Genomic DNA, 18,159 nt, shown 5'->3' with positions numbered 1-18,159 from the left:
CCGCCAAGCCCGGTCCGTAACGGCTCAGCCGCCGGTGTGACTCATGTGCCGGGCCATCTTTCCGCCCACGCCGCGGGAGTAATCGAAATCGTGGCCCTTGGGCTTGCGGGCGATCGCCGCCCGAATGGCATCCTTGAGCCGCTCGTCACCGGGGCTGTCGCGCAGGGGGGAGCGCAGGTCGGCGCGATCCTCCTGCCCCAGGCACATGAACAGTTCGCCGGTACAGGTGACGCGCACGCGGTTGCAGCTTTCACAGAAATTGTGGGTCAGCGGGGTGATGAAGCCGATCTTCTGCCCGGTTTCCTCGAGCCGCACATAGCGGGCCGGCCCCCCGGTCCGTTCGGCCAGCGGGGTCAGGGTGAAGCGCTCGGCAAGCCGTGCCCGCAAATCGGACAGCGGCCAGTACTGGTCCAGCCGATCCTCGCCCCCGATATCGCCCATCGGCATGACCTCGATAAAGGTCAGGTCGTGACCCTCGCCCGCACACCAGTCGAGCAGCGAGAACAGCTCATCCTCGTTGAAACCCTTCAGCGCCACGGTGTTGATCTTGACGCGCAGCCCGGCAGCCTTGGCTGCCGCGATGCCGTCCAGGACCTGCGGCAGCCGCCCCCAGCGGGTGATCGCCGCGAACTTGTCGTGGTCCAGCGTGTCCAGCGACACGTTGACCCGGCGCACCCCATAATCCGCCAGTTGCCGGGCAAAGCGGCCAAGCTGGCTACCGTTGGTGGTCAGCGTCAGTTCGTCCAGACCCTGTCCCAGCCGGCGAGACATCACCTCGAAGAACGACATGATGTTCCGGCGCACCAGCGGCTCGCCACCGGTGATGCGCAGCTTGCGGACGCCCAGATCGACAAAGGCACCACAGAGCCGCTCCAGCTCCTCCAGCGTCAGCAGCTCGGCTTTCGGCAGGAACTGCATGTGCTCGGCCATGCAGTAGGTGCAGCGAAAATCGCAGCGATCGGTGACGGAAACCCGCAGATAGGTGATCGGCCGAGCGAACGGATCGATCAACGGGGTGGCGCGCGGGGCAATCTGGGGCGTGGGCGCGTTCATCCGGGCAAGATAGGGGCGTGGCCTGATCGGCACAAGCGTCGCCTGACGCGCGCGCCGGCATGCGGGGACGGATGGACGGGGGGCCGGGCGCGTGGCAAGCCTGCTGGACAGCTAGCAAGAGGCCTCGCCATGACGTTCCTTCGACTGAGCCTGATCCTGCCCGTGATGGCGATCGCCGCCTGCGACCAGCTGGGATCATCCCCCACCACCCCGGCGCCGCGCCCCGTCGTCAGCCAGGTGACGACCAGCGAAGGCACCACCATCGTCGCCGCACCGACCGCGGACGGCGATGCCGTGCTGATCGCCACGCCGCCGCAATCCGGCAGCCTGCCGCAGCCCGCAGCGAGGACCGTGGCACAGCTGGATACCACCACGGCCGCCGAGAAGGCGCAGGCCGCCAGCGCCGGCGGGTCGGGTCAGAAGCTGGGAACCACGATCGCCTCGCTGGGCGACGCCGCGCAAAGCGGGTTCTGGATCAAGACGCCGCTGGTTCGCGCGCCCGGCAAGGGACGGATCGTCAACCCGGCCACCGGCAAGTCCGCCAATGTCGACCTGATCCCGCTGGACGGGCCGCCAACGGCCGGCAGCCAGGTCTCCCTGCCGGCCCTGCAGATGATCGGCGCCAGCCTGACCGACCTGCCCGAGATCGAGGTCTGGGGCGCCTGACGCCGTGGCTGACCTGACGGCTGGACCGATACGGACCGGGTAACAGACCCCGGTTCAGTCGTTCAGCCCGCGTTTCACCAGGCGGACGCCGCCGTCCACCAGCGCCTCGGCGACAAGGCCGACGGCGGCGCCGGCGACCACGTCGGCAAGGTGATGGGTGGCCCGCGGGATCTGGATCGCCCCGATCGCCGCCGCGCCCAAGTACAGCGGAACTGCCAGGTCCGGCGCAACCCGTGACACCGCGCGCGCCGCGGCCACGGCATCGGCCGTGTGTCCCGAAGGGAACGAGTTGTAGTCGCGTTCGTCGGGTCCGCTCAGCCCTGTCTCGTACTCCCCCTCATCCAGCAGCTTGTACGGGCGGGTCCGCACCACGCGGGACTTGATCGCCGACTTGATCCGCGTGGCCACGAACAGCGCCGCGAGCGTCCGCGCGCCGCCCTCGATCAGCCGCGGACGACCCGTTGCAAGGCCGAGCGCGACCGCGGCTGCGGCAAGGGTGAAGGCGGGCGGCTGGTCGGCGATCTCGCTGGCCTCGCCGGCCGCCTCCACCGCCGGATTGTCGCGATACCGGCCGGCCTGGACGGCGATGGCCACGTCCGCGTCGTGGATGTCTTCGATGATGTTCTGGTCCATGCCGGGTCAACGCAAGCGGCGCGGGTAAGTTGCCGGGCGTGGAGCAGCCTCACCAGCGTCGAACCGGCCACCCGGCAGTTCGGAAAGGCAGGGTGCGCCAGCGCCTATTCGACCGTGACCGACTTCGCCAGGTTGCGGGGCTGATCGACATCGGTGCCCTTGGCGACGGCGGTGTGATAAGCCAGAAACTGCATCGGCACCGCATAGACGATCGGCGCAAACACCCCGCCGCCCGACGGCATCGTCAGCGTTGCATGCGTCCCCTCTGCGGCCACCTCGATCCCTTGCGCGTCGGACACCAGCAAGACCTGCCCGTGACGGGCCATCACCTCCTGCATGTTCGACACCGTCTTCTCGAACAAGGGATCGCTGGGCGCCAGCACCACGACGGGGACATTGCGATCGATCAGCGCGATCGGGCCATGCTTGAGCTCGCCCGAGGCATAGCCTTCTGCGTGGATATAACTGATTTCCTTGAGCTTCAGCGCGCCTTCCAGCGCGATGGGATAGAGGGCGCCGCGCCCCAGGAACAGCACGTCCTGCGCCTCGGACAACCAGTCCGCCAGGCTGCGGCAATCCTCGCCTGCCGTCACGGCCTGGCTGACCAGCGCCGGCACGGCGAGCAGGTCGTCCAGGTGGCCCTGCAACGCCGCCGGATCCAGCCGGCCCCGGTCCGCCGCGGCCTTCAGCGCGAGGACCGCGAGCACCGCCAGCTGGCAGGTAAAGGCCTTGGTGGAGGCAACCCCGACCTCGACCCCTGCAAGGATCGGCAGCGCGATGTCCGAATCCCGCGCGATCGCCGATGTGCCGACATTCACCACAGCCACGGTCTGCGCGACCTTGCCGCGGCAATAGTGCAGCGCCGCCAGCGTATCCGCGGTCTCGCCCGACTGGCTGACGCAGATCGTCCAGCTGGACGGCGACAGCGGCGGCTCGCGATAGCGGAACTCGGACGCGACATCGACATCGCAGGGCAACCCGGCCAACTGCTCGAACCAGTACTTCGCCACCGAGGCGGCATAGAACGCCGTGCCGCACCCGATCATCGTCAGCCGATCGACCCGGCTGAAATCGATCGCGTCGGGCAGCACGATCCGGCCATCCTTCACGTAGTGGCTCAGCGCATCGCCCAGCACGCCCGGCTGCTCGGCGATCTCCTTGGCCATGAAGTGGCGGTAGCCGGCCTTGTCGATGGCGGTCGCGCCAATGTCGATCCGCGCCGCGCCGCGGTTCACCTGCCGACCTTCGCTGTCAAAGATCTGCGCGGTCGCGCGGCTCAGCACGACGTGGTCGCCGTCCTCCAGATAGGTGATCCGGTCCGTGAACGGCGCCAGGGCGATCGCATCCGATCCCAGATACATCTCGCCGTCGCCTTGCCCGACCGCCAAGGGCGATCCCTTGCGCGCCCCGATCATCAGGTCGCCCTCGCCCTCGAACAGGAAGGCCAGCGCAAAGGCGCCGCGCAGCCGGGCTAGCGTCGCCCGCACCGCCTGCACCGGGTTCATCCCCTGGTCCATGTAGTGGCCGGTCAGCAGGGCCACCGTCTCGGTGTCGGTTTCGGACTGGGCGACGATCCCCTGCGCCGCCAGTTCGGCGCGCAGTTCGCGGAAATTCTCGATGATGCCGTTATGGACCACCGCGACGGCGCCGTGCCGATGCGGATGGGCATTGCCCTCGGTGGCTGCCCCGTGCGTTGCCCAGCGGGTGTGGCCGATGCCCGCCTTGCCCTCCAGCGGCGCCTTGACCAGCAGGTCGGACAGATTGACCAGCTTGCCCACTGCGCGGCGACGATCGAGCACGCCCCGGTCGTCCACCGTCGCGATGCCGGCACTGTCGTAGCCGCGATATTCCATCCGCTTCAGCGCCTCGACGAGTTGCGGGGCGCACTGGTTCCTGCCCAGGATTCCGACGATACCGCACATCTCAGGTCGTTTCCTTTCCGGCGCGCAGCGCCTGCATGATCCTTGCGGCGAGCCCCGGCTTCACCACCTGCCTGGCCCGCCCCAAACCCAGGGCGTCGTCAGGCACGTCCTGGGTGATGACCGAACCCGACCCGGTCATCGCCCGCGCGCCGATCCGCACCGGCGCGACCAGCATCGTGTCCGATCCGATGAACGCGTCCGGACCGATTTCCGTCCGGTGCTTGCCGACTCCATCGTAGTTGCAGGTCACCGTGCCCGCCCCGATATTCGCGCGCTCGCCCACCCATGCATCGCCGAGATAGGTGAGGTGGCCGACCTTGACGCCCTCATCGAGCACGCTGTTCTTGATCTCGACGAAATTGCCGACATGAACGTCCCCGCCCAGCTCGGCTCCGGGCCGCAGGCGGGCAAAGGGCCCGACGGTTGCGCCTGACGAGACGTGGCAGCCTTCCAGGTGGCAGAACGGCAGGATCTCGGCACCGCTCTCGATGGTGACGCCCGGCCCGAACACCACGTTCTGGCCGATCACCGCGTCGCGCCCTACCACCGTGTCCAGCGCAAACCAGACTGTTGCGGGATCGGACATCGTGACGCCGTCCTCCAGCGCCTCGGCACGCCGGCGCTGCTGGAACTGCGCCTCGGCCGCAGCCAGTTCGGCGCGGGTGTTGATCCCCAGCGTCTCCGCCTCGTCGCACGTCACCACGGCGGCACTGCGGCCCTCGGCCCGGGCCAGCCCGACAACGTCGGTCAGATAGTACTCCCCCGCAGCGTTGTCGTTGCCCAGGCGACCGACGAATTCGCGCAGCAGGGCCGCGTCCATTGCCAGCACGCCGGAATTGCACAGGGTGATCTGCCGGGTGGCCGGATCGGCATCCTTGAACTCGACGATCCGGTCCAGCGCGCCATCCCGTACGACCAGCCGGCCGTATCGACCCGGATCGGCCGCGTTGAATCCCAGAACGACGACATCGGCCGGGTGGGACGCCAGCGCCGCAAGCGTCTCGGGCGCAACGAACGGCGTGTCGCCATAAAGCACCAGCACCCTGCCGTCGAAGTCCTCCAGCAAGGGCAGCGCCTGCGCCACCGCATGGCCGGTGCCCAGCTGTTCGGGCTGCAACGCCACTCGGGCGTCGGGGTCGAGCCGCGCAACGGCCCGCGTCACCGCCTCGGCGCCATGGCCCGCGACCACCACAACCCGATCGGGATCGACGCTGCGGCCCGCCGCCAGCGCATGCCCGACCAGCGGGACACCCCCGAGGCGATGCAGCACCTTGGGCAGGTCCGATAGCATCCGGCTGCCCTGCCCCGCCGCAAGAACGATCAATGCGACCGAGCTTTCCGTCATGTCTGCCCCAATTCCCGGTTCATGTTTCGGCTGGCGCGTTCTACCTACGCCGCGACGGCCGCGGCAAGGGCTGCAGCGGTCACAAGCTCTGACGAAAGGTTTCGGCTGATGACGGGAACGGTGGTCTTCGATCTGGACGGCACCCTGGCCGATACCGCCGCCGACCTGGTGGCCGCCGCGAACGGCTGCTTCCGCTCGCGCGGGCTGGACGATCTGCTGGACCCGGTCGCCGACGCGCGGATTGCCTTTCACGGCGGCCGGGCGATGCTGCGGGCGGGCTATGCGCGGATCCCCGCCGACACCATCCTGCCGCCGGATGCCGAAGATGCGGATTATCCCCGGCTGCTCGAGTTCTATGCGGCCGACATCGCGCGCCACACACGCCTGTATGACGGGGTGCTGCCGGCGCTGGACGCGCTGCAGCGGGCCGGGTTCCGTCTTGCGGTCTGCACCAACAAGCCCGCCGACCTTGCTGAACGGCTGCTGCGCGCGCTGGACGTGCGCGACCGGTTCCACGCCATGATCGGGGCCGACACGTTGCCGGTGCGCAAGCCGGATGCGGCACCCTACCGGGCCGCCGTGGATCGGGCCGGCGGCCAGATCGTACGATCTTTCCTGGTGGGCGACACCGAAACCGACGTGCGGACCGCGCGCGCTGCGGGCGTGCGCGTGGCCCTTGTCGGCTTCGGACCCGAAGGGAGCGGGATCGAGCGACTGAAGCCGGACCACCTGCTGCCGGATTTCGCGGCACTGCCGGCGCTGGCCGATCGCTGGCTGGCCGTGCCGGTCGGCTGACGGTCGCCCAGCCGCGGCGGGCACGGCGCCGTGACCGCCCCCGGCTTGACCTGCCCGGGCAGCGCGCCGACAAGCCCCGGATGCAGCTGTCCGACTTCGACTTCCACCTGCCCGAAGCATTGATCGCGACGCGTCCCGCCCGGCCGCGCAGCGCGGCACGGCTGCTTGTCGCACATGGACGCGCCATCACCGACGCCAGCGTTGCCGATCTGCCGGATCATCTGCGCCCTGGTGACCTGCTCGTCCTGAACGACACACGGGTGATTCCCGCCCGGCTGAGCGGCAGCCGCACCCGCGCCACGGCGCAGGGCGAGGTGACGGCGCGCGTCGAGGTCACGCTGCTGGAGCCCACGGCGGACGGGCAGTGGCGGGCACTTGCCAGACCCCTGCGAAAGCTGCGCGCCGGAGAGGTCATCCGGTTCGACGCGGAGCTGTCGGCCGAGGTCACGGGCGTGACCGAGACCGACCTCACGCTGCGTTTCGGTGTCGGTGCGGATGCGCTGGACACGGCCCTTGAGCGCGTCGGCGCCATGCCGCTGCCCCCCTACATCGCCGCCATGCGGCCGCCCGACGCCCAGGACCGGACGGACTATCAGACGGTCTGGGCACGGCAGTCGGGGGCGGTCGCCGCGCCCACCGCCAGCCTGCATTTCGACCAGCCGCTGCTGGACCGGCTGAAGGACCGGGGTGTCGAGACGACCACGGTGACGCTGCATGTCGGCGCCGGAACCTTCCTGCCGGTCAAGGTGGATGACGTGACGACGCATCGCATGCACGGGGAACGAGGCCAGGTCACGGCGGATGCCGCGGCGGCGATCAATGCGGCGCGCGCCGCGGGCCGGCGGGTCATTCCGGTGGGCACCACCGCGCTGCGGCTGATCGAAACCGCCGCGGACGAGCGGGGAATCGTCCACCCCTATGACGACATGACAGAAATCTTCATCTATCCCGGCTACCGGTTCCGGGTGACGGATGCCCTGATGACGAATTTCCACCTGCCCAGATCCACCCTGCTGATGCTGGTTTCCGCCCTGATGGAAAAGGAGTGCATCGACGGCATCTACGCGCACGCGATCGCACAGGGTTATCGGTTCTTCAGCTACGGCGACGCCTCGCTGCTGATTCCGGAGGCCTCATGCTGACGGTGATGCGATCGGCCTGGCCGCTGCTGCTGGGCATCCTGCTGCTGATGGTCGGCAACGGAATGCAGGGCACGCTGCTGGGGATCCGCGGCGGGATCGAGGGCATTCCCACGAACCGGATGGCGCTGGTCATGGCGTTCTATTTCGGCGGGTTCGTCGCAGGCAGCCTGGTCGTGCCCGGGTTGATCCAGCGGGTCGGGCATGTGCGGGTCTTTGCGGCGCTCGGCTCGCTGATCTCGGCGGTCCTGATCCTGTATGCCGCCGCGCCCAACTGGATGATCTGGGCGCTGCTGCGCTTCCTCATCGGGTTCTCGTTCTGCGGCGTCTACATCACCGCCGAAAGCTGGCTGAACGCGGGCGCTACCAACGAGAATCGCGGCCAGACCATGTCGACCTACATGATCGTGCAGATGCTGGGCCTGGTCACCGCGCAGCTGCTGATGAACGTCGGCGACCCCGGTGGATGGCTGCTGTTCGTCATTCCCTCGGTGCTGGTGTCGCTGGCCTTCACCCCGATCCTGCTGGCCTCGACCCCGGCGCCGCGGTTCGAGACGATCGCCCCGATGAGCATCGCGCGGCTCTATCGCGCGTCGCCGCTTGGGTGCATCGGCATCTTCCTGATGGGGGGCGTGTTTGCGGCGCTGCTGGGCATGGCCTCGGTCTGGGGTTCGGTGATGCAGCTGAGCGTGCGCGACATCTCGGCCTTTGTCGCCGCCATCTGGCTGGGCGGGCTGCTGTTCCAGTACCCGATCGGCTGGATTTCGGACCGGATGGACCGGCGGGTGCTGATCATGGCGCTGGCGGTGTTCGGCACGATCGTCACTGGAACGGTGATCGTGACCGACACGACGATCTGGGGCTATCTGGTGGCCGCCGCGCTGCTTGGCGGGGTGGCGAACCCGGTCTATTCGCTGCTGATCGCCTATACCAACGACTTTCTGGAGGCCGCGGACATGGCCGCGGCCTCGGCCGGGCTGCTGCTGATCAACGGGGGCGGGTCGTTCTTCGGGCCGATCCTGACCGGCTGGCTGATGTCGGCGGTGGGCCCGGACGGATTCTGGATGTACATGGGCATCCTGCTGGCCGGCTTGTCCGGCTATGCGGCCTGGCGTATGACCCAACGGGCGGCGCCGGCCCCTGCCGATACCGGGGCGTTCGCCGTGCTGTCGCCCTCGGCCACCACCCTGGCCGTCGAGACCGCCCTGTCCGAGGCCGGCGACGGCCCCACCGATCCAGCAGCCGAGTTCCGCATGACCCCTGACGAAATCAACCGTTTCTGGCTGGACGAGGTCGGCCCCAAGGGCTGGTACGTGCAGAGCGACGCTGTTGACGACGAAATCCGCAGCCGGTTCATGATCGCCTGGCAGGAGGCCCGGCGTCTGGCGGACGAGTGGGCCGACACGCCCGAGGGAGCCCTGGCCGCGTTGATCCTGACCGACCAGTTCCCGCGCAACATGTTCCGGGGCGACCCGCGCGCGTTCGCGACCGACGACCTGGCGCAGTCGATTGCCGACCGGGCCATCGCGGACGGGTACGATCTGGCGACTGGCGAACCTGCCCGCCAGTTCTTCTACCTGCCCTACGAGCACGCCGAGGATCTGGCGCTGCAGGATCGGGCGGTGGCGCTGTTCGCCGAGCGGATGCCCGGTGAAAATCTGCGGCACGCGCAACTGCACCGCGACACCATCGCACGGTTCGGGCGCTTTCCGTGGCGCAACGAGGCCCTGGGCCGGACCCCCACGCCCGACGAACAGCGGGTGATGGAGGCAGGCGGTTACGGCGCGCTTGTCTCGGGCAAGCTGGACCTTGCCGATCTGGACTGACCCTGCAACAGTTCCAGTCGGGCGAGGTTCGGTTCAGACGGGGACAACATGGCGCAGTCATTCGACATGGTGGTGATCGGATCGGGGCCGGGCGGCTATGTCTGCGCGATCAGGGCCGCGCAGCTGGGCCTGAAGGTCGCGGTGGTCGAGCGCGCGGAGCTGGGCGGGATCTGCCTGAACTGGGGCTGCATCCCGACCAAGGCGATGCTGCGCTCCTCCGAGGTGTTTCACCTGATGGAGCGCGCCAAGGAGTTCGGGCTCAAGGCCGAGGGGATCGGCTATGATCTCGACGCCGTCGTCAAGCGGTCGCGGGGCGTGGCAAAGCAGCTGTCGGGCGGGGTTGCGCATCTGCTGAAGAAGAACAAGGTCACGGTGATCGCCGGACAGGCCCGGGTGACGGCGCCGGGCAAGGTGTCCGTCCGGACCGAAAAGGGCCAGGACGACATCGAGGCGAAAACCGTCGTGATTGCCACCGGCGCGCGGGCCCGCAACCTGCCCGGGCTGGAGGCCGACGGAGAGTTGGTGTGGAGCTATCGCGACGCGCTGGTGCCCCCGCATATGCCCAAGAAGCTGCTGGTCATCGGATCGGGCGCGATCGGCATCGAGTTCGCCAGCTTCTACAACACGCTCGGTGCGAAGACGACGGTCGTCGAGGTGATGGACCGCATCCTGCCCGTCGAGGACGCCGAGATCGCCGCCTTTGCCCGGAAGCAGTTCCAGAAGCAGGGCATGACGATCATGGAAAAGGCGTCGGTGAAGCAGCTGGACCGCGCCAAGGACAAGATTACCGCGCATATCGAGGCGGACGGCAAGACCGAGAAGCTTGAATTCGACACGGTGATTTCTGCCGTGGGGATCGTCGGCAATGTCGAGGATTGCGGGTTCGAGGAGGTCGGGCTGAAGATCGATCGCACCCACATCGTCGTGGATGAATACTGCCGCACCGGCGTCGACGGGATCTACGCGATCGGCGACGTCGCCGGGGCGCCTTGGCTCGCCCACAAGGCCAGCCACGAGGGCGTCATGGTGGCGGAACTGGTCGCCGGCGGCAAGCCGCACCCGGTCCGCCCGCAGTCGATCCCCGGCTGCACCTACTGTCATCCGCAGATCGCATCCGTGGGGTTGACCGAGGAAAAGGCGCGCGCGGCCGGTCACGAGATCCGCGTCGGCAAGTTCCCCTTCATCGGAAACGGCAAGGCGATCGCGCTGGGCGAACCCGAGGGCATGGTCAAGACGGTCTTCGATGCCAAGACCGGCGAACTGCTGGGCGCCCACATGGTGGGCGCCGAGGTCACCGAACTGATCCAAGGCTATGCGATCGGGCAGACGCTGGAAACCACCGAGGCCGAGCTGATGGAAACGGTGTTCCCGCATCCCACCCTGTCCGAGACGATGCACGAGGCGGTTCTGGACGCCTACGGCCGCGCCGTCCATTTCTGAACCAAGGTTGGCTCGGCGCCCCCGGCCGCCAGTCGTGGCAGGTGCTTGGGCGGGTTCTGCCCTGCTGCCCTAGGCCACGGGCATTCGCGCCTCGACGATCTCCGCGTACCAGCTCGACCCGAACGGAATCGCGTTGTCGTCGAAATCATAGGCGCCGTGATGCAGCATGGCCGAGTCGCCGTTCCCCAGGAAGATGTAGGCCCCCGGTCGCTTTTCCAGCATGTAGCTGAAATCCTCGCCGGCCATCATCGGTTCGACCGTCAGATCGACATCGCCGGCCACCTGCCGGGCGACCTGCGCGGCATGCTGCATCGCGTCGGGATCGTTCACGGTGACCGGATAGCCCCGCCTGAAATCGACCTCGGCGGTGGCGCCATAGGCGGCCGCGACCCCCTGCACGACCCGGCTGACGCCTTCCTCCAGCTGGTCGCGCACCTGCGCGTCCAGGCTGCGGGCCGTGCCCTTCAACCGGACGACCTGCGGGATGACGTTGTGGGCGGTGCTGTCCGTCTGAACGACACAGACCGACAGCACGGCGCTTTTCAGCGGGTCGACGTTGCGCGAGACGATCGATTGCAGGGCGACGATCATCTGCGCGGCAACCAGGGTCGTGTCGATGCCGTCGTTGGGCTTCGCCGCGTGACCGCCCTTGCCGGTCACGACGATGTCGAACTGGTCCGCCGCGGCCATCATGGCGCCGTCCCGGATGGCGAAACTGCCGGTCGGCAATCCCGGCATGTTGTGCATGGCGTAGAATTCCTGGATGCCCCACCGGTCGACCAGACCGTCATTCACCATGGCCAACCCGCCGCCCCCGCCCTCTTCCGCCGGCTGGAAGATCAGCACGGCCATGCCGTCGAAATTGCGCGTCTCGGCCAGGTACTTGGCCGCGCCCAGCAGCATCGAGGTATGCCCGTCATGTCCGCAGGCATGCATGACCCCGGGGGTGCCAGAGGCATAGTCCCGCCCGGTAATCTCGTTGATCGGCAAGGCGTCCATGTCGGCGCGCAGCCCGATCACCCGACCGTTGCGATCGGACCGTCCCCTGATGACACCGACCACACCGGTCTGGCCGACGCCTTCGACCACTTCGTCCAGGCCGAAGCTGCGCAACAGCTCGGCCACCCGGCCCGCGGTCCGGTGAACCTCGTACATCAGTTCGGGATGGCGGTGGAAATCCTGCCGCCATGCGGTGATCTCGGGCAGCAGTTCGGCCATGCGGTTCTTGACGGGCATTTCAGTCTCTCCTTCCGCGCCACCGTGCCGCGACAGCCGTCCCGCTGCAAGCGCGCGCGAGGCGGCAATCCGGCAGTCAGACACAGCTAGACCTGATGGGTGAGCGGATCGATAAGGACGCGATGTCCGGGCGCCACCTCGGCGTAGGTCGAGGGCGCCGGCACATGGTCGACCGGATGGATCGGCGACGGGATCGGCGTGAAGGTCAGATCCTCGCTGATCTTCCGCTGCCTCGGGTCGGCGACCGGGACGGCGGCCATCAGCTGCCGTGTATAGCTGTGCCGGGGATTTTCGAACACCTGCGATCGGGTGCCGATTTCCACAATCCGGCCCAGATACATGACCGCGACGAGATGGCTGACCCGTTCGACGACAGCCATGTCGTGGCTGATGAACAGCATCGAGATGCCCATGTCCTGCTGCAGTTCCATCAGCAGGTTCAGCACCTGTGCCTGCACGGAGACGTCGAGTGCGCTGACAGCCTCGTCCGCGATGATCAGCCTGGGGTTCAAGGCCAGGGCGCGGGCAATCGCGATCCGCTGGCGCTGGCCGCCGGACATCTCGTGCGGGAAACGCCGCATGAAGCTGCGCGGCAGTTCCACCCGGTCGAACAGGGCGGCGATGCGGTCGTGGCGTTCCGATCTCGTGCCGATGCCGAAATTCAGCATCGGCTCCTCGATCTGGTCGAAGAGCCGCATCTGCGGGTCGAGCGAGGCGAACGGATCCTGAAAGATCATCTGCATGTCCTGACGCGCCTTGCGCAGCCGCGACGGCGACAATCCCAGGATGTCCGTCTCCCCCAATCGCACCTGACCCGATGTCGGCTCGACCAGGCGCAGGATCGACCGGCCTGTCGTCGATTTGCCGCAGCCTGATTCGCCCACGAGCGACAGGGTCTCGCCGGCGTTCAGGGTAAAGCTGACATCCTCGACCGCATGGACCTGTGCCACGGTGCGCCGCAGGATGCCGCCCTTGACCGGGAACCGGGTCGTTAGGTTCTGCACCTGCAGCAGCGGTCGCGGGTCGGCGGACAGGATCGGCCGGGGCGCCACCGAACCGGCATCGCCCATCAGCCGCATCGGCTCGGGTGCGGGGCGGCCGGTCATCTCGCCCAGCCGCGGGACGGCCGCCAGCAGGGCCTTGGTGTAGTCCTCGCGGGGGTTCTCGAAGATCTCGGTGACGCTGCCTTCCTCGACCTTGTTGCCGCGGTACATGACCACGACCCGATCGGCCATCTGCGCGACCACCGCCATGTCGTGCGTGATGAACAGGACCGCCATGCCGGTGTCGCGCTTGAGCCGGTCGATCAGGGCAAGGATCTCGGCCTGGATGGTCACGTCCAGCGCGGTGGTTGGCTCGTCGCAGATCAGCAGCCGCGGCCGGCAGGCCATGGCCATCGCGATCACCACCCGCTGGCGCATGCCGCCGGACAATTCATGCGGGTACTGGTCCAGCCGCCGTTCCGGTTCGGGGATGCGCACCTCGCGCAGCAGCTCCAGCGCGCGGGCGCGGGCCTGCGTCCGGGTCATGCCACGATGCACGGTCAGCCCCTCGGCCAGCTGGTCGCCCACGGTGAAGACCGGGTTCAGCGAGGTCATCGGCTCCTGGAAGATCATGCCGATCTGGTTGCCACGGATGCCGCGCATCACCTGAGGCGGCTGGGTTGCCAGATCGATCATCCCGCCCTGCCCCGGGTCGAACATCAGCCGTCCCGCGGCAATTTCGCCGCCGCCGAATTCGACCAGCCGCATGAGCGACAACGAACTGACCGACTTGCCCGAGCCGGATTCCCCCACGACGCAGACGCATTCGCCCGGGCGGATGTCGAAGCTGATCTCCTGCACACCGGTGACCGGACCATCCCGGGTCTGAAAGATGACCTGCAGCCCCCGGATCGACACCAGCGGCGTTGCGTCATCCATCATCTGACCCCCTCGCCGCCCGCCGGCGCACTGTTCGGCAGAGGACGCAGGCTAAGTCGGAAAGCTTCGTTTGCAACAACAAAACCGGCTTGCGTTTTTGGCCGCCGCAACGAAAGCTTCTTCCATTCTGCGCCGGATATCCGACACACAAAGGGGAATGCAGGACGTCAATGCGCCCCCCAGGATCGCCGACAGGGTCCGGCCGGTTCGCCGGTTCAAGAAGCCCGCGGAAACCCCCAACAAGGAGCACCACATGACACGAAAGACCATGCTGCTCGGCGCGGTCGCCAGCATCGCGCTGGCCTCGGCCGCCCAGGCGGAACGCGGCACGGACGGGCAGGTGAACATCATCTATTCCCAGGCCGTCTCGACGATGAACCCGTATCTGTCGTCGGGGACCAAGGACGTCGAGGTTTCCAGCCTGGTGCTCGAACCGCTGGCCGGGTTCGACAACAAGGGTGAGGTCTATCCGCGTCTGGTAACCGAGATCCCGACCCAGGAAAATGGCGGTTTTGCCGAGGACATGACCTCGGTCACGTGGAAACTGAAGCCGGACCTGAAGTGGTCGGACGGGTCGCCCGTCACCGCCGATGACGTGGTCTTCACGGCCGAATACTGCATGCACCCGGAAGGCGGTTGCGCGCAGCTGTCCCGGTACCAGGGCATCGACAAGGTCGAGGCGGTCGATCCGCAGACCGTCAAGGTGACCTTCAAGGAACCCAAGCCCAACCCGTACATGGCCTTTGTCGGCGCCCAGTCCCCGATCCTGCAGAAGGCGCAGTTCCAGGACTGCCTGGGCACCGCGGCGTCGACCTGCACGGACCAGAACTTCAATCCGGTCGGCACCGGCCCGTTCCGGGTGACCGAGTTCCGCACCAACGACGTCGTCTCGCTGGAGGCGAATCCGAATTATCGCGACCCGGCGAAACCGGCCTTTGCCACCGCCATGGTCAAGGGCGGCGGCGACGCGGCCGCGGCGGCGCGGTCGGTGATGGAAACCGGCGAGTTCGACTATGCCTGGAACACCCAGGTCAGCCCCGAGGTCCAGCAGCAGATGATCGCCGGGGGCAAGGGACAGTTCGTCGTCGATTTCGGCACGCTGGTCGAGCGGATCGAGATGAACATGACCGACCCGTCCTCCTCCCTTCCCGAGGGCGAGCGGGCCACCACCCAACACCCGCACCCGATCCTGTCGGACGAACGGGTGCGCCGGGCGCTGTCCATGGCGATCGACCGCAACCTGCTGAACGAGATCGGCTATGGCGAGGCGGGGCGGCCCACCTGCAACATCGTGCCCGCGCCCGAGCAGTTCGCGTCCGACAACACCGAGTGTCTGACCCAGGACGTCGAAGGCGCGAAGGCGTTGCTGGAGGAAGCCGGCTGGACGGTCGGCGGCGACGGCGTCCGCGAAAAGGACGGTCGCAAGCTGCAGCTGCTGTTCCAGACGTCGGTGAACCCGGTCCGGCAGGACTTCCAGGCGCTGATCAAGCAGTGGTGGTCCGAAATCGGCGTCGAGACCGAGCTGAAGACGGTTGACGGATCGGTGTTCTTCGGCGGCGATGCCGGGTCGCCCGACACGTTCCAGAAATTCTATGCCGACGTCGAGATGTACGCCAACAACTTCGACGGCACCGACCCGGAGCCGTATCTGGCGCAGTGGACCTGCGACAAGGCCCCCCGTCCCGAAACCCAGTGGCAGGGCGAGAACGTCAACCGCTACTGCGACGAGGAATATGACGCTCTGGTCGCCGAGATGGGCAAGACCGCCGACATGGACAAGCGCGGCGAGATCGCCAAGAAGCTGAACGACATGATCACCAAGGAAAGCATGGTCGTGGTTCCGCTGATCGACCGCGGCCGGGTGTCGGCGCACTCCAATACGCTGGGCGGCGTGGTCCTGAACGTCTGGGACAGCGAATTGTGGAACGCATCGGACTGGCACCGCGTGCAGTGACCAGAACATGACGGCGGTGTCCGGCGGGCGTGTTCTGCCGGGCCCCTCACCTGCTGTCCGCCTGATCGCAGCACCCGGCGCGTCCCGAGGTACGAGCCTGTGCGTGGGCACCCATTGCCCGCCCACGCCAACTGGCCGGCCAACTGCCGAACGATACCTGACCCGCGGTCACGGCCGCATCCACGATCCGCACAGAGGCCCTGCCGCCCCATGCTGACCTTTGCGTTCCGCCGGATCCTTCTGGCCATCCCGACGCTGCTCTTCATCTCGCTGGTGATCTTCCTGCTGCTCGAGGCGTCGCCGGGCGATCCGCTGGGCGACGTGCCGCTGACCGTCCCGCCGGAGGTCAAGGAACGGATGCGCGAGGCCCTGGGTCTCGGGCAGGCGTGGTACATCCGCTATGTGCTGTGGCTGAAGCAGTTCTTCTGGGTCGAGCCGCTGCACTGGATCAACCAGGCTTTTGGCACGCAACTCGGCTCCGGTGGCCAGCGGATCATCAGTTTTCAGTCGCGCAGTCCGGTCTTCGACGTGATCGCCGAGCGGCTGCCACAGACGCTGACCGTGGTGGGCATGAGCTACCTGATCGGCATCCTGATCGCGATCCCGATCGGCATCCTGTCCGCCTATCGCCAGTACAGCTGGTTCGACCAGCTGGGCACCTTCGTCTCGATGGTGGGGTTTTCCATGCCCACCTTCTTTACCGGCGTGGTGTTCATCATCGTGTTCGCGGTCAACCTTCAGTGGTTCCCGTCGATCTACGACACCACGCACCGGGTCACCGACTGGGACAGCTTCCTGCGGCAGGTGCGGCAGATGGCGATGCCGGTCACGGTGCTGGCCCTCTACAACGCCGCCCAGATCAGCCGTTTCATGCGGGCCTCGATGCTCGACAATCTCGGGCAGGACTATGTGCGCACCGCCCGCGCCAAGGGGCTGTCGGAACGCACCGTCGTGCTGAAGCACGTGCTGCGCAACAGCCTGATCCCGGTCGTCACCGTGATCGCGCTGGGACTGCCGGCGGTATTCGGCGGCGCGATCATCACCGAACAGGTGTTCAAGGTGAACGGGCTGGGGCAGCTGCTGATCTCGGCCATCCACGCCAACGACATCCCGATGGTCCTGACGCTGACCTTCATCTTCGCGATCCTGATCGTGACCTTCACCCTGATCGCCGACATTGTCTATGGCATCCTCGACCCGCGGATCCGCTATGACTGACGCTGCCGCCCAGACCGCCCGCGACCGGGCCGAACTGATCCGCGAATCGGCCGCGAATGCCGCGATCCCCGCCGGGATGGCGCTGCCCCCGGACGATCCGGTGACCGACGTTGCGCCCACCCCCGCCAGCCGCAGCCAGTGGCGCGACGTGTGGCGCCAGTTCCGGCGGCACCGGGGCGCGATGGTGGCGCTGGTGCTGTTCTGGGGCATCGTGCTGTTCGTGACGGTCGGCCCCTACCTGTGGCGGATCGATCCCACCTATGTGGACATCAGGGCACGCAACCAGGGCTTCACGGCGGCGCATCCGCTGGGGACCGATCAGCTGGGCCGGGACATGCTGGCGCGACTGATGAAGGGCGGGCAGGTCTCGCTGGCCGTCGGACTGACCGCCATGTCGATCGCGGTCACCCTGGGCAGCCTGATCGGGATCCTGTCGGGTTTCTTCCGCAGGCTGGACGCCCCGCTGATGCGGGTCACCGAACTGTTCCTGGCGCTGCCCCTGCTGCCGCTGCTGCTGCTGATGGTGACGCTGTTCCGCGAACCGCTGGGCAAGGTGCTGGGGCCCGGCATGGGCACGTTCGTCCTGATCGTCACGGCGATCGGCGCGACCAGTTGGATGCAGGCGGCACGCATCGTCCGCGGCGACGTGCTGGGCCTGAAGGAGCGGGAGTTCATCCTGGCGGCCCGCTCGATCGGGACACCGAACCGGCGCATGGTCATGCGGCACATCCTTCCCAACGTGCTGTCGCCGATCGTGGTCGCGGCGACGCTGGGCATCGCGACCGCCATCATCACGGAATCGGCGCTGTCGTTCCTGGGACTGGGGTTCCCGCCGGATTTTCCGACCTGGGGGCGGCTGCTCTACGACGCGATCGAGCAGATGCAGATGTATCCGTGGCGGGTGATCCTGCCCGGCGTCCTGATCTCGCTGACGGTGCTGACCGTCAACTATATCGGTGACGGGCTGCGCGATGCGATGGACCCGCGCATTCGCGGCCGCTGAGCCTTCG

General features: G+C 67.5%; 14 protein-coding genes and 1 pseudogene. 9 read left to right on the top strand and 6 right to left on the bottom strand.

Annotated elements, in window-relative coordinates; genetic code table 11:
• Positions 1 to 24 precede the first annotated feature (24 nt).
• Positions 25 to 1,053, bottom strand: a complete 1,029-nt coding sequence (moaA, locus tag Q0938_RS01685) for a GTP 3',8-cyclase MoaA (RefSeq protein WP_299358721.1) — start codon at positions 1,051 to 1,053, stop codon at positions 25 to 27.
• Between the two features lie 129 nt (positions 1,054 to 1,182).
• Here moaA and Q0938_RS01680 point away from each other — a divergent pair, with 129 nt between their 5' ends.
• The gene (locus tag Q0938_RS01680) at positions 1,183 to 1,719 is read left to right on the top strand and encodes a hypothetical protein (RefSeq protein WP_299358463.1); all 537 of its coding nucleotides are present in this window, start codon (positions 1,183 to 1,185) and stop codon (positions 1,717 to 1,719) included.
• Between the two features lie 54 nt (positions 1,720 to 1,773).
• Here Q0938_RS01680 and Q0938_RS01675 read toward each other — a convergent pair whose 3' ends face one another.
• The 3 genes from Q0938_RS01675 to glmU all read right to left on the bottom strand — a co-directional run bounded on the left by Q0938_RS01675 (position 1,774) and on the right by glmU (position 5,619).
• Positions 1,774 to 2,352: a phosphatase PAP2 family protein gene (locus Q0938_RS01675; RefSeq protein ID WP_299358461.1), complete on the bottom strand. Its 579-nt coding sequence runs from the start codon at positions 2,350 to 2,352 to the stop codon at positions 1,774 to 1,776.
• Positions 2,353 to 2,456: 104 nt separating this feature from the next.
• Complete coding sequence (gene glmS, locus Q0938_RS01670; protein WP_299358459.1) at positions 2,457 to 4,274, bottom strand: glutamine--fructose-6-phosphate transaminase (isomerizing); 1,818 nt, start codon at positions 4,272 to 4,274, stop codon at positions 2,457 to 2,459.
• Position 4,275: 1 nt separating this feature from the next.
• On the bottom strand, positions 4,276 to 5,619 hold the full coding sequence (glmU, locus tag Q0938_RS01665; protein ID WP_299358457.1) for a bifunctional UDP-N-acetylglucosamine diphosphorylase/glucosamine-1-phosphate N-acetyltransferase GlmU: 1,344 nt from the start codon (positions 5,617 to 5,619) through the stop codon (positions 4,276 to 4,278).
• A gap of 108 nt (positions 5,620 to 5,727) precedes the next feature.
• Here glmU and Q0938_RS01660 point away from each other — a divergent pair, with 108 nt between their 5' ends.
• From Q0938_RS01660 to lpdA, 5 genes and pseudogenes are all read left to right on the top strand, one after another.
• A complete protein-coding gene (locus tag Q0938_RS01660) occupies positions 5,728 to 6,414 on the top strand; it encodes an HAD-IA family hydrolase (RefSeq protein WP_299358455.1) in 687 nt (228 codons plus the stop codon).
• 80 nt (positions 6,415 to 6,494) lie between these two features.
• Complete coding sequence (queA, locus tag Q0938_RS01655; protein WP_299358453.1) at positions 6,495 to 7,556, top strand: tRNA preQ1(34) S-adenosylmethionine ribosyltransferase-isomerase QueA; 1,062 nt, start codon at positions 6,495 to 6,497, stop codon at positions 7,554 to 7,556.
• Positions 7,550 to 8,749: pseudogene (locus tag Q0938_RS01650) on the top strand (MFS transporter); the annotation flags it as partial. The gene queA and the pseudogene Q0938_RS01650, both read left to right, overlap by 7 nt.
• A gap of 57 nt (positions 8,750 to 8,806) precedes the next feature.
• Positions 8,807 to 9,379, top strand: a complete 573-nt coding sequence (locus tag Q0938_RS01645) for a DUF924 family protein (protein WP_299358719.1) — start codon at positions 8,807 to 8,809, stop codon at positions 9,377 to 9,379.
• 48 nt (positions 9,380 to 9,427) lie between these two features.
• Positions 9,428 to 10,819 (top strand): dihydrolipoyl dehydrogenase, encoded by a 1,392-nt coding sequence (lpdA, locus tag Q0938_RS01640; protein WP_299358451.1) that lies wholly within the window; start codon positions 9,428 to 9,430, stop codon positions 10,817 to 10,819.
• Between the two features lie 69 nt (positions 10,820 to 10,888).
• On the opposite strand, the gene Q0938_RS01635 is transcribed toward lpdA, so the two are convergent.
• Positions 10,889 to 12,055 carry a M20 aminoacylase family protein gene (locus Q0938_RS01635; RefSeq protein WP_299358449.1) on the bottom strand — a complete coding sequence of 389 codons (1,167 nt, stop codon included), beginning with the start codon at positions 12,053 to 12,055 and terminating at the stop codon, positions 10,889 to 10,891.
• Between the two features lie 86 nt (positions 12,056 to 12,141).
• Complete coding sequence (locus tag Q0938_RS01630) at positions 12,142 to 13,980, bottom strand: ABC transporter ATP-binding protein (protein ID WP_299358447.1); 1,839 nt, start codon at positions 13,978 to 13,980, stop codon at positions 12,142 to 12,144.
• Between the two features lie 250 nt (positions 13,981 to 14,230).
• Between Q0938_RS01630 and Q0938_RS01625 the strand changes: the two genes are divergently transcribed.
• The 3 genes from Q0938_RS01625 (at position 14,231) to Q0938_RS01615 (ending at position 18,152) form a co-directional block, all read left to right on the top strand.
• Positions 14,231 to 15,931: a peptide ABC transporter substrate-binding protein gene (locus Q0938_RS01625; RefSeq protein ID WP_299358445.1), complete on the top strand. Its 1,701-nt coding sequence runs from the start codon at positions 14,231 to 14,233 to the stop codon at positions 15,929 to 15,931.
• A 210-nt stretch (positions 15,932 to 16,141) separates the two neighbouring features.
• Positions 16,142 to 17,149 (top strand): ABC transporter permease, encoded by a 1,008-nt coding sequence (locus tag Q0938_RS01620; RefSeq protein ID WP_299358443.1) that lies wholly within the window; start codon positions 16,142 to 16,144, stop codon positions 17,147 to 17,149.
• A gap of 76 nt (positions 17,150 to 17,225) precedes the next feature.
• Entirely contained in the window at positions 17,226 to 18,152 is a 927-nt protein-coding gene (locus Q0938_RS01615; protein WP_299358717.1) for an ABC transporter permease, read from the top strand.
• Positions 18,153 to 18,159 lie beyond the last annotated feature (7 nt).

Origin of the sequence: uncultured Paracoccus sp. (assembly GCF_947496875.1) — a bacterium.
Lineage (GTDB): Bacteria > Pseudomonadota > Alphaproteobacteria > Rhodobacterales > Rhodobacteraceae > Paracoccus.
The sequence above is the reverse complement of the archived record's forward strand: the minus strand, read 5'-3'. Positions and strand labels throughout refer to the sequence as shown.